This window comes from Albidovulum sp. (genome assembly GCF_008933605.1).
Lineage (GTDB): Bacteria > Pseudomonadota > Alphaproteobacteria > Rhodobacterales > Rhodobacteraceae > Albidovulum.
In genome coordinates this window covers 1-12237 of the sequence record NZ_WBUS01000102.1, presented here as the reverse complement: position 1 = coordinate 12237, position 12237 = coordinate 1, and the positions used below count along the sequence as shown (strand labels likewise).

Annotated in this window: 12 protein-coding genes; 2 read left to right on the top strand and 10 right to left on the bottom strand. The window is 65.1% G+C overall.

Features of this window, described 5'->3' with window-relative positions; genetic code table 11:
• The 9 genes from F9K34_RS13100 to F9K34_RS13060 all read right to left on the bottom strand — a co-directional run.
• Positions 1-1359 (bottom strand): M10 family metallopeptidase C-terminal domain-containing protein (locus F9K34_RS13100; protein WP_291337414.1); only part of this gene is annotated, 1359 nt, incomplete at its 3' end.
• A 71-nt stretch (positions 1360-1430) separates the two neighbouring features.
• Entirely contained in the window at positions 1431-1808 is a 378-nt protein-coding gene (locus tag F9K34_RS13095; RefSeq protein ID WP_291337413.1) for a hypothetical protein, read from the bottom strand.
• 350 nt (positions 1809-2158) lie between these two features.
• Positions 2159-2833: a DUF1523 family protein gene (locus F9K34_RS13090; RefSeq protein ID WP_291337412.1), complete on the bottom strand. Its 675-nt coding sequence runs from the start codon at positions 2831-2833 to the stop codon at positions 2159-2161.
• 7 nt (positions 2834-2840) lie between these two features.
• The gene (locus tag F9K34_RS13085) at positions 2841-3119 is read right to left on the bottom strand and encodes a hypothetical protein (protein ID WP_291337411.1); all 279 of its coding nucleotides are present in this window, start codon (positions 3117-3119) and stop codon (positions 2841-2843) included.
• A complete protein-coding gene (locus F9K34_RS13080) occupies positions 3116-4486 on the bottom strand; it encodes a DUF6638 family protein (protein ID WP_291337410.1) in 1371 nt (456 codons plus the stop codon). Before F9K34_RS13080 ends, F9K34_RS13085 begins: the two co-directional genes overlap by 4 nt.
• Before the next feature lie 11 nt (positions 4487-4497).
• Entirely contained in the window at positions 4498-5511 is a 1014-nt protein-coding gene (locus tag F9K34_RS13075; protein ID WP_291337409.1) for a hypothetical protein, read from the bottom strand.
• 3 nt (positions 5512-5514) lie between these two features.
• A complete protein-coding gene (locus F9K34_RS13070; protein ID WP_291337408.1) occupies positions 5515-7452 on the bottom strand; it encodes an AAA family ATPase in 1938 nt (645 codons plus the stop codon).
• Positions 7453-7499: 47 nt separating this feature from the next.
• A complete protein-coding gene (locus F9K34_RS13065) occupies positions 7500-8627 on the bottom strand; it encodes a hypothetical protein (RefSeq protein WP_291337407.1) in 1128 nt (375 codons plus the stop codon).
• Complete coding sequence (locus F9K34_RS13060; RefSeq protein ID WP_291337406.1) at positions 8628-9704, bottom strand: hypothetical protein; 1077 nt, start codon at positions 9702-9704, stop codon at positions 8628-8630.
• 164 nt (positions 9705-9868) lie between these two features.
• Here F9K34_RS13060 and F9K34_RS13055 point away from each other — a divergent pair, with 164 nt between their 5' ends.
• Together F9K34_RS13055 and F9K34_RS13050 are read left to right on the top strand one after the other, a co-directional pair.
• The gene (locus F9K34_RS13055) at positions 9869-11155 is read left to right on the top strand and encodes an acetylornithine deacetylase/succinyl-diaminopimelate desuccinylase family protein (RefSeq protein WP_291337405.1); all 1287 of its coding nucleotides are present in this window, start codon (positions 9869-9871) and stop codon (positions 11153-11155) included.
• A gap of 12 nt (positions 11156-11167) precedes the next feature.
• The gene (locus F9K34_RS13050) at positions 11168-12064 is read left to right on the top strand and encodes a sulfotransferase (protein WP_291337404.1); all 897 of its coding nucleotides are present in this window, start codon (positions 11168-11170) and stop codon (positions 12062-12064) included.
• Between the two features lie 18 nt (positions 12065-12082).
• Here F9K34_RS13050 and F9K34_RS13045 read toward each other — a convergent pair.
• Positions 12083-12237 (bottom strand): pantoate--beta-alanine ligase (locus F9K34_RS13045; protein ID WP_291337415.1); only part of this gene is annotated, 155 nt, incomplete at its 5' end.

Here is a 12237-nt window from a genome sequence, read left to right as displayed (position 1 = left end):
CAGCAGGCTGTCGTTGCCGCCTTCGCCCCGCAGGTCGTTGTTCGCCGCGTTCCCCGTCACGCTGTCGTCGCCGCTGCCGGCGACGTAGTTCTCGATGATCGTGCCACGGGCGATCACCATGTTGCCGACCAGCCCGTAAACGTCCGAGATCGCCTCGGGCGTCAGGTCGACCCGCTGTGCCACGGTATCGTCGCTGTAGTCGATCGTATCGGTTCCGCCCACGTCGTGGATCGTGAAGGCGAGCGGCGCGCCGTCGTAGACCGCGCTGTTCGGCGTGACGTAGATCGCGTCGAACAGCTGCCCGAGCGCGCCCGTCAGGGTATGGCCCACCCCGTAGACCGTGTTCCCGGTGGAGACGACCGTGCCCGAAGGGGCACCGTAAAGCGTCTGGATGGCAAGGATGTCGGCCAGCATCGGGCCGAAGAGATAGCCCAGGTCGGCATTGACCGTGGTGTTGTCGATCTGGTCGAAATAGGACATCACCGACATCTGCCAGCTGTCATTGGCAAAGACCGCATCCGTCGGATAGGTCGCCGAGACGTTGTAGCTTCCCTGGTGGCCGAGGCCGAGCGCGTGGCCGATCTCGTGCAGATAGGTCTGGAAGCTGTAGCTTCCCATGGCCGTGCCGTAGGAGGTGAGCCAGTTGACGTCGACATTGACGGTGGACGACACGATCGTCGCGCCGCTCGTCACCGAGGAAGAGAAGGCGCCGGATTGGTTGTCGTCGAAGGTGATGTCGGCGGTGCCGCCGACCTCGACGAACTGAAGGTCGGCCACCCCCTCCCACATTTCCAGCGCCCAGCGGGCCAGCTGCTGGCCCGCTGCCGTCAGCGCCGTCAGGTTGACGGTGAGCGTGTTGTCGGTGGTCGTGTCGAAGGAACGGCGGGTCCAGTAACCGTCGGTCAGGTAGCTGGCGAGCTCGTCCACCGTGCCCGCGGGCGGTAGGCTGCCATTCGTCACGGAGAGAGCGTAGGTGCCGGTTTCGTTGTCGCCGAGCGAACGGGCGCTGATGTAGTAGGACCCGCTCGTCTGCGCCAGGAACGTCAGCGAGGAGTTCACGGAGACGCCGTTGTCGTCGTTTTCGGCGATAAGGGTCCCGGAGGAATCGTAGAGCCTCAGATAGGGGTCGAAGAAGGTCGTCGCCGCGAGGTCGATCTGGACGATGTCGCCCGCCGTCAGGTCGATGCGGATCCAGTCGTCGTCGCCGTTGGCGTTGAGGGCGCCGTTGAACGTGTCGCCGACCGCCATGACGTAGGATGTGGCGGTGCTGCCCGCGGCATCCCCGACCTCGGTCAGGATCTGCTGTGCGGGACCGGCGTAGGTGTAATCACACTCGACACCGGGCGCGCGCGACGCCATGCAAACCGTACACATGAAAATTCACCCCTTGCTACGACGTATGTCTCGAATAATCCCGGCGGCGCACAGCGTCACAGCGGTGCTCCGCCGTGGGACAGAAGATTGGCAGCGATTTGTGACGCGAGCGTGGCGCGCAGGTCGGCATCGTGAAGCGACCTGTCGACGACATCGAGCGTCAGGACCGGACCGGCCACTTGCCCGTCGGCGTTCGGCACCTGCCAGAGGAGCCGCGCCGAGAGACTCCGGTCACTTGCCGTGACGAGTTCTATCACGAGGTTGAGCGCCGCAGCATCGACCGGGGCGTCAGGCGCAAGCGCCGCGACGGCCCGGTCGGGATCGCGGTTGCGCAGGCCGGTCTCCAGTGCCGCGCCGATGGCCGGGCAGAAGTCTGCCGCCGACGCGGCCGGCGCGGCGACGCGGCACGACCAGATCACGGGTTCAGCGCCCACCGCGGCAGACCTGACGCAGCCCAAGGCCGCAGCCAGCGCGACGGCCGGCAGGAGGGACCTCAAGGGCCGGTATCGGTTCATTCAACTCACACAATCTCCGACGGCCGAAGGCCGAGCCACGAGAGGTTAACGGAACCTCCCCCGTAGTGTCGAGCGGGAAGGCGAGGTTCGGCGCATCTTGTCGTGTCGGTTCCGGCAACTTTCCGTTTCACATTCTGAAATTCCCGCGCCGGTCCGCCTGACCCGGGGCGGCAACGGATACGGGATCCGGGCCCCGAAGCGGATCGCCACGTGTTTCGCTACACCCCGGCACGACCTCGGGAAGGCCAGTGCCCGGATCGCGTCGCGGGTCAGCCCCGCGGCTTGCCCTTCCAGGTCATCAGCCACGCCCTGAACCGGCCCCAGACCCCGCGCACCTCGTCGGCGGCATGGCCGGCGCGTCCCTCGACCTCCTCCCAGGCCTCGCCCACATCCTCGAGCGCGGGATCGAGCGCGCGTTCGCGGAACTGCAGCCACATGCGGCGGAGCATGAAGATCAGGAGGGCCAGCATGACGAAGAAGACGATGTTGAACCAGGGGATGATCGTCACGTCGGGTCCCGCCACCGGCTTGATGTTCACCGCGTTCGGGAAGGACGAGACGTAGATGTTGCGCCATCCGTAATGGGTGACGACCGCCCATTTCGGGTTTTCGGAGGTGGAGATCATGTCCTGCGCGCGGGCCAGCAGGTTCGCCGTGTCGAACTTGAAATAGGGCGGCCAGGACCAGCCGGTATCCTCGTTGCGGTAGACGACCTCCTTCCCGTTCGCCTTCACCGCCTGGATGAACTGCACGTCGCGGTTGATGAGCCCCGTCGCCTGATCGTCGGGCGTCGCCCAGAAGATCCGCGTCCAGTCGCTGAGGTCCTGGCGTTCCTGGTAGGTGCCGACGATCCGCACCACGTCGTGCTGCGGCAGCGTGTAGTGCAGGAAGCCGATGACCACGGCCGCGAGGGTCGCGATGAAGGTCCATTTCACATAGCGCATCTCGGCCTCACTGGTAGTTGGTCACGAAGAGGATCGCGGCGACGGCGACCGCGGGCAGTACGAAGACGAAGAGGATGAGCCGCCGCCGGAGCCGCGGTTCGTAGTCGGTCACGCCGGTCTCGACATAGGCCTCCCGCGCATCGGGATCGCCGCCGTCCGGATGGTCGGCGGCCCATTCCTTCTCCAGTTCCTCGCGCCGGACGGAGCGGGCGTAGATCCACAGAAGCAGATAGACGACCGACAGGCCGACGACGCCGACGATGGCAAGGCGCAGCAGTGCGATCATCTTCTCTCCTTGCGGACGGCGCCCCAGGGGCCGACGGCATCGAGGATATCGCCCCGCCCCGGCCGCGACCAGCCCGGGATCGCCGGCGCTTCCTCCATCCCCGGCTCGGGCCCGAAGAGCCGCGCCCGCGCGCCCGCCTTGTCGATCTGGTACTCGCGTTCGAGATAGTCGGCGACGTACTCTTTCTTCGCCTCGGGCCAGGACCGGTAGAGGTGGTAGAAGAGCTCCTTGTGGCAGATGAAGAGCTGCCGCACGTCGAGCGGCGACAGCTCCGCCAGGAGCATGTTGACGAGGTCGCGGTCGGCGTGGGCCTTGGCGCGGAGCGTGTAGAAATAGGACGGATGGGCGGAGGTGATGCGCGGCCAGGGCCCGCCCGTCTCCACCCAGCGCAGGAGCGCCGCGAGGCCCTGGAACGCCTCGGGGAGCCGCGCGCCGAGGGCCGCGGCCGCCTGCCTCAGGTCGCGCCGCGATCCGTGGCCGATGTCGAGCCCGAGCTCCGCCGCCGCGGCAACGACGATGAAATCCATCTTCTGCCGCAGGATGGCCGACGCGTCCGCGCCCGGCGCGCTGACGATCGGTTCGGCAAGGTCGTTGATCTCGAGGAACTTGGCGATCTGGTTCCGGTCGCCGAGGTCGAAGGCATACCTGACCGGAAGCTGGCCCAGCGCCTCCTTCGGCCCGACCGAGATCGCCGCCGGATGGTCGAGGTCGCGGAAGATGTAGAGGCCGCCGAAATGCGCCGTCCAGAAATTGCCCTGGTCATAGGTCGTCGCCTTCAGCGCCACCGGATTGCGGGTCACGTCGCCGGTCTTCTCCGCAAGCTGGATCATCTCGGCTATGAGCAAGTCGTCCCACCAGGCGTCCTCCTCGGTGCGGAACCGCTCGACGAGCCGCGCGAGCTTCTCCGCCTCGGCGAGGTGATTGCCGGTCGTGTCGGCGACCACGGTGATGCGGCGGATGTCGAAGAGGCGGGCGGGGCTCGTCAGCTCGTAGACCGTGTTCTCAAGCTCCCCCGCCACCGCGTCCCGCGCGGTCAGGCTGAAGAGCTGCGCCTCGTTCTCTTCGATGAAACGCCGGAGAATGCCGCGTGAGGTGGAGAACTTGGCGTTCAGGAGCGGCGCGTCCTTCTGGTCGGTCGTCAGCAGGATGAACTGCCGGTTCATGCCGTTCTTGTTGAGGTAGAGATGGTCGCCGAGTTCATCGCCGATCTCGGGGCTGTAGCCCGAGATATCCATGTGGAAATCGGTCAGGGCCGTGGTCTTGCCGGTGAGCGCCTTCAGCGCGCGGTTGTAGCGTTCGATGAGAGCCGGGCTTTCGACAGCGAAGAGGTTGCCGAACATCAGGCCCTTTTGGATGAGGTGGATCATGGCGTCCTCAACTAGTGGTAGTCGCGGCGCAAAAGCATCGACATAGCGGACGGCGGTCGGTTTCCCGACCCCGCAATTTTCGACGCCAACATCGCACCTTCACGACGAAATTCAGCAAGTCTGGCTTGGACATCGCCGATAGCATCAACATTCATACCTACGCGAAGAATTGTCCCTTTAAAAGAAGTTCGAAAGTTCGTCTTCGACTTTGGGGTTAGGCAAATGGCGCTTTCGCCACTTGCTATCAAAAAACTTCCTCCGTTTCGCGCTAGACGATTAGTCATATATAAGCCATAACCTGAGTTAAACCAGACAGAGGACCGTCTAGGCTCCTGAGTTCTTCCCGAGACGCTTGGCAACAACGCATACTCCAGCGCTTCCTTGTCTTGCGTAAATTTGAAGTTTGGGTTTCGAGAAAGCGCTCGCCGCACTCCGACACCGTAGTCGCTAACTGCCAACTCTACCTTCCCGCTTTTTGGCCAGTACTGCGCGCAATAATAAAGATCGTCGGCCTCGGCATGTTCAAAGACATTGCGAAACAGCTCCCGAATGCAGTAGGAAAGAACATTATACAGCGCCGACCTGTGCAAGGTGTCTCGGGAAAGGACTTCGGAGATTCGATCTGCGCGCCTTTGCACGAGATCCTGCATCTCCTCAAGTTTGTCAAACTCCTTCTCAATGAGTTCGGATTTGTCGAACCTGGTTATAGGAAGGTAATGTTGACTTCCCCAGGCTTCGCCAACGTGCCTTCCATGCTCAAAGCCGCACATGTGAAAGAACCCCATATGAGATGCATATGGATGCCTCTCCCAACCGTTAAATATCACCACAAGTCCGGGGTACTTCTTTCTCATGTAAGAAATTTTTGATCCAAGCAAGAGCATGACAAATGGGCTAAAAAAAATGCGCTCAGGGACATCTATTATTAGGCGATCATGCTGCACATAGCGATCCAGCTCAATCGCGAAAGGCAAAATAGAGTCAATTGCAGTTGATGCCGGCAGAGAAATCCGCGCATAAGGCATTCTTCACCCCTTCCCCTCCAGATACCGCCGCCTCGCCTCCTCCATCCGCCGCATGTCCCGCACCGCCCCCTCGATGGCGATCTCGTCCGACTTGTCGGCATATCGGAATTCCGAATCCGCGTAGCGGTTGATCTCCTGCACCACCATCCCGACGGTGATGGGCTTCCGCAGCTCGGAAATCATCGCCTTCTTCTCGTCATAGCCCTTGAACAGGAACAGCTCCGGCTGCTCCATCCATTCGTCCGGCAGTTCGAAGTCCATCGCCCGCACCTTCACGGCGTCGGTGATGTTCTTCACCGCGCGTCCGGTGAAGCGGTCGTCCGCCTCCTGGATCGCCTTCAGGTAGGTCCCGAGCTTGGCCAGCGTGTCCAGTTCTCCGATCTCGTGCCGCAGCCGGTCGAAGACCGCCACCAGCCCGTCCTCCATCGGGCGCGAATGCTTCTCGAAGCTCTCGGCCACCGCCCGCTGAATTTCCTGCGCGGCGTAAAGCTCGTGCTGCCCGAGCGGTATCGCGTGGTTCTTGCCCAGAAGCAGCGCGAGGATGTCGATGTAGTCCTCCCGCGTCTGCGGCCCGTCGACGAGGAACCGCGCCCCGGCCCGCTGGCGCAGCGCGTCGTCGACGTTCTCGGGGAAGTTCGAAAACATGCCGAAGGTGCAGTTGCCGCGCACCACCGTATTGGCGCCGGCGAAGGCCTCCATCAGGACCGCGGTGATCTCCTGCTGACCCGCCGAGGACTGCCGGTCGCCGCGCTTGCCCGCCACCTGGTCGATGTCGTCCACGGTGCCGAAGCCGATCACCGCCGGGTCCATCACGGATGTGATGAAGGCCTTGGCGTTCTGCCCCGACTTGCCCTGGTAGCTGTCGACGTTGTCTATGGAGAGGTTCTGGTAGCGGAAGGGATAGTTCGCCACCTTGCAATAGTCGTTCAGGAGCCCCGCCATCATCTGGATGAGCGTCGTCTTCCCCGTCCCCGGCTTGCCGTCGCCCATGAAGGTGAAGATAAAGCCGCCCAGTTCGGCAAAAGGGTTGAGCTTCCGCTCGAAATCGTAAGCCATCAGCATCTTCGCCAGCCGCATCGCCTGGTACTTGGCGATATGGTTGCCGACCACCTCCTCGGGCTTCTTGAAGGTCATCACCAGCGCCGTGCCGCGCGCCTTCCGCGCCGGCTCGAAGCCCGCGATGGGGAAATCGTCGGCCTCCACCCGGTAGTTTGCCCCGGTGAAGGCCTGCAGCCGCGGGGCCGAGTCCGCCCGCAGCTTCACCTTCGCCATCAGCTGTTCGGCATAGGTCAGCACCACCGGCACCAGCTTCGGCACTTCGGTGGCAAAGACCGCGATGTCCTGATCGAGCTCCCAGAGCGCGCCGTGAAGCGCAAGCTGCGCATTGTCGGTCAGCACCTCCTCCACCGCCCCGATCTCCACCACCGCTTCGGTCGCATGGGGCGCGAGGAGGAAGGCCGTCGCATTGGCGAAGACCGAAAGGACGGCAAGCGCCTCCGCCGCCAGAAGCTCGGAGAACTCGGACTTGCGGTCGGCGGGAAGCCGGTTCTCCAGGTTGCCGCGCTTCAGTTCGGCAAGGCCCGTCTGTCCCGAAAACGCCTCGCCCACGGCCAGTGCGATTGCAAGCGCACGACGCAGCGCCTGCAGGACGGCGGCCTCAACCGGATCGACGATCGGGTCCTCGCCGCCGATCCCCTCGATCCGCTCGACAAGCCGCACGCCCTCAGCGCGACCCATCGGCCGGGTCACGAGGCCGGGCGTGGTGGACCGGAAACGCGGCCGCGCGCCGACCCCGGGCGACCGTTCGACGGCCGCCTCGGCCACCTGCGGCCGGGCAATGCGCGGCACATGGTCGAGGCCCTGAAGCAAGGCGGCGGCGGCCGGATAATGCGCCCGGATCGCCTCTTCCTTCAGCTCCATCTCGTTTCGCGGCGCAGTCATCCCTCGACCCCCGGCTTCCTCGTTGCCAAAATACCCCCCGACCCGCCTCAGCCCGAGACGAGCACCCGTCCGTCGCGTCCGACCACGAACTTCCGCACCCTGCGGAACCCCTCCGGGTCCTTCTCCGCCAGCACCTGGAACGGGCGTTCCGGCAAGATGATCGACCGGGTGATCCGCGTAGCCCCGGTCTCCGCCCCCTGCCCCGCGAAGGGATCGAGCCGGAAGACCTCGCGCTCGGTCTTCGAGAACCAGCCCTCCTCGACCTCCACGCGCTCGCTCTCAAGTTCCTCCACCGTCCAGGCCAGCGCCCAGTCCTCGCCGTCGGGCGCCTTCGCTTCCGCCAGCACATCGCGGATCGCGCCGGTCTGCAGCGTGAAGGCCTGCGAATGCATCGGGCCGAGCGTGATGCGCCTCAGCCGCTTGGGGTGGAGGTCGGCGAAATCGGTGTCGAAGCCCTTGGCGATGGTCAGGAGCTTCAGCCCCCCCACGGACTGCGCCATGAGATGCGCCTGCACCCCGGGCCAGCGGCCTTCGTCGAGAGGCAGCGCCTTTCGGGCCGAATCCACCACCTCCATGAGATGAATCACCGGCACGTTCCGCTGGCTGTCATAGACCGCCCAGTGGAGCAGGTAGCCGCGCCGTCCGCCGCTGACCTCGGCGATGAACTCGGCCGCGGGGTGCATCTGCGCGAAGAAGAGCCCGCCCTCCGCCAGCGCCTCGTAGTAGAGCCGCTGCGAAAGCGCATATTGCAGCTTCGTCGGCACCACCCGTTCGGAGAGGATCTGGCGCACCATCTCGTCCTTCAGCCGCGCGGTGTCGGGCATGCCGGCAAGATGGCGCGCGGCCTGCGCGGCATCGTTCGCCATTGTCACGATTTCCTGAAAGACCGGAAACCCGCTCTCGTGCAGATCGATCGTGAGGTGCTTCTGCCCTATCCCCGCCATCCGGCCGGAGACGAGGTACTTCAGGCTCAGCGCCTCGAAGGTCCGGGCGATGGCCGCGACGTAGCTCTCGATCACGTCTCCGTCCATGGCCGAAAGGGCCCGGTCCCTCTCCATTTCCGCCGAGACCTCGGCGAGGTGGCGGGTGATGCGCGCGAACTTCGCGAAATACCGCCGCGCGGCGAGATCGTCGTCGAGCGCCTTGTGGTCGGTCGTCAGGTCAAGCTCGGGCACTTAGCCACCGTAGAGGTTCTTGTCGTGCTTCTCGACGATCGCCGCGAACCGCCGCGCGAAGCGCTCGTCGGCCTTGGCCTTTTCCTCCAGAACCTTGCGGGCGAAGACCATCTGGTCCTCGTGCTTCTCCAGCATCTCGGCCATCCGCGTGTTCGTGGCCGCGCCGATCCCGGCCATCGCCGCCTGCGCCTCCTGGTCGGTCTTCACCCCGATCTCGTTGATCCGGTGGGCCACGTCCTGCTGCTGGGCGGTCTTGAGGCTCTTCGTCAGCGCGTCATAGAGCACGACCCTCTGCTTGGTATCCGTCTGCAGCTTGTTGATCAGCACCATCTGCGTCGCCGCCTGGTTCTGCAAGCTGTCGACCCAGGTCTTGCCCTTCTCGATGTAACGCTCCAGCGTCTGGGACTTCGCCAGCTTCACCTGCTCGTCCTGCACCATGGCGTTGTGCTGCTTGTTGAGCTCCGCCAGTTCGCTTTCGAGCTTCGTTCGCGCGGCCGCGTCCTGTTCGACGCTGATCTTGTTCTCAAGCTCGATGATCTTGGGATCGAGCGCCTGGATGGCAGACCGCACGGACTCAAGCTCGCCCACCGTCACTTCTCGTTCGGTCAGCGTCGCGGTCAGGTTGGCCTCCACCTTGCCCTTGTGATCGTTGAGGACGGCAAGCTGGCCCTCGAGCAGCTTCACGATCGTGTCGGACTTTGCGATCAGGTCCTGCAGCTTGTCGTCGATCGTCGCCGCCCTGAGCCGCTCCTGGCGCATCGCCTCGGACTTCGCGTCCGAGAAGATGCCGACGAAGCTTTCCCAGCCGGTCTTGGACCGCATCTCGTCGAAGTCCTTCGAGAACCCCGCCGTGACGTCGTCGAGCCCCATGATGAGCTCGGCAATGTTGGCGTTCATCAGTTCCGTGTGCCGGTGCACATCCTCGAGCGTTGCGTTCTCGATGTCGATCGAGATGTCCGCACCGGTCTTCAGCTTCGCCCCGGCCGCTTCGATCCGACCCGTCAGCTCGGATATCCGCGCCTGCGTCTCGGCAACCTGCTTCTGGCTTTCCAGGATCTGGGCATCGAAATCGGACATGGGGCTCCCCGAATGTTAAGCTCATTCACAATCTGGGGCGGCGGCGACGCAAATCCAGCCCCCCGCCCGGAAATCGTTATCGCAAAAAGCCGCACCCGCGTCACCCGCAAATGGAACCGGCCTTACCCGTTGCCGGGCCGGCGCGCGCGGCATAGCCTCCCGTCATGACGCTGACCCTCGCCGAAAGCCTTGCCGCCGGGATCGCCGCGCGCCGCGACGATCTCGTCGCGCTCACCCGCGATCTCATCCGCATCCCGACGCTGAACCCGCCGGGGCTCAACTACCTCGAGATCTGCGAATACCTCGGGGAACGGCTGGGCCGCGCCGGCTTCACGGTCGAGCTGATCCGCGCCAGGGGCGCGCCGGGCGACTCGTCCACGCACCCGCGCTGGAACCTCGTCGCCCGGCACGAAGGTCAGGGTGCCGGCGACTGCGTCCATTTCAACTCGCACCACGACGTGGTCGAGGTCGGCCACGGCTGGACCCGCGACCCCTTCACCGCCGAGGTCGAGGGGGACCGGATCTATGGCCGTGGCGCCTGCGACATGAAGGGCGGGCTCGCGGCCTCGATCATCGCCGCCGAGGCCTTCATCGCCGCCTGCCCGGACTTCCGGGGCGCAATCGAGATCAGCGCCACCGCGGACGAGGAATCGGGCGGCTTCGGCGGCGTGGCCTATCTGGCCGAACAGGGCCGCTTCTCGCCGGACCGGGTCCAGCACGTCATCATTCCCGAACCTTTGCACAAGGACCGCATCTGCCTTGGCCACCGCGGCGTCTGGTGGGCCGAGATCGAGACGAAGGGCCGTATCGCCCATGGTTCCATGCCCTTCCTCGGCGACTGCGCCGTGCGCCACATGGGCGCCGTTCTGGCCGAGATGGAGGCGACGCTCTTCCCGCTCCTCGCGACCAAGCGCACCGATATGCCGGTGATCCCCGAGGGCGCGCGGCAGTCCACGCTCAACATCAACGCCATCCACGGCGGCGCCGTCGAACAGGCCGAGGACTACACCGGCCTGCCCGCGCCCTGCGTCCCCGACCGCTGCCGCATCGTGATCGACCGCCGCTTCCTGATCGAGGAGGACCTCGCCGAGGTGAAGCGCGAGGTAACGGCGCTGCTCGAGTCGGTGAAGGCCCGCAGGCCATCCTTCGACTACGAGGTCCGCGACCTCTTCGAGGTGCGGCCGGTGATGACGGAACGGAACGCCCCCATCGTCCGCTCCACCGCCGCCGCGATCGAGAAGGTACTCGGCCGCGCCGCGGGCTATGTCGTCTCGCCCGGAACCTACGACCAGAAGCACATCGACCGGATCGGCCGCCTGAAGAACTGCATCGCCTACGGGCCGGGGGTGCTTGACCTCGCGCACCAGCCTGACGAATGGGTGGGGATCACCGACATGGAAGACGCGGCCCGCGTCATGGCACTGGTGCTGGCCGAACTTCTGCAACCCTGACCGCGAAACGCAATGCCGACTGACACAACCAAGATCGACGACCTTCCGGGGTCCGCGCCCCTCTTCGAGAACCTCTTCCTGAGCGTCGGGGCGATGAAGGCAGGCACGACCTGGCTCTACTCGGTGCTGCGCCACCATCCAGGGATCTTCTTCACCCCGGAAAAGGAGATCCACTACTTCTATGCGCGCTACGAGAACCCCAAGGTGTTGAACGACCGCTGGCGGCTCAATGCCGCCAAGCTGCACACCGGCTTCGAGCCCGCGACCGCCGATGTCGCAACCGTCGCCCGGAACTTCCGCTGGCTCGCAAGCTACCTCTCGGGGCCGGTGGACGACCTGTGGTTCCGGACGCTCTTCCAGGATCGCCGGCGCGAGACATGGGTCGCCGACTTCTCCAACCTGAACGCGCTTCTCTCCGAGGCCGGCTGGCGCCGGGCGCTGGGCGCCGCCGGCCGGCTCAAGGTGCTCTACACCCTGCGCAACCCGATCAACCAGGTCTGGAGCCATGTGCGCTTCCACCTGATCATGACCGGGAACCGCCAGAAGCTCGAAACCTGGAGCGCCGGCGAACTCGCCGCGTTCGCGCTCTCGAAGGCGATCTGGCCGCACACCGACTACGCCGCGGCAATCCGGCGGATGCGCGCGGCACTGCCCGCGGGGACGCTTCAGACCGGCTTCCATCACAGCATGAAGGACGCGCCACTCGACTTCATTCGCCGGATCGAGGCTTTCCTCGGCCTTCCGCCGCACGACTACCCGCCGGCGCTGCTGGAGCGACAGGTCAACGTGACACCGGAACTCCCGATGCCCCCCGGCATGGTCGCAGCGATCGCCCCCGCGATCAACCGGCTCGTGAGCGAGCTTGAAGATCTCGGGATCGGCGTGCCCGAAAGCTGGTCCGTCCGGTAGCAGGCGGAGGCGCCTCCGTCACACCGCGATATTGTCGATGAGCCGGACCTGCCCCAGCACGGCCGCCGCCAGCAGCCGCGCCGGCCGGTCGAGCGTGGCAAGGGGCGCGAGGTTCTCGGCGCCGCGCAGGTCGAGGTACTCCACCGCCGCGAACCCCGCCGCCAGCACCGCCC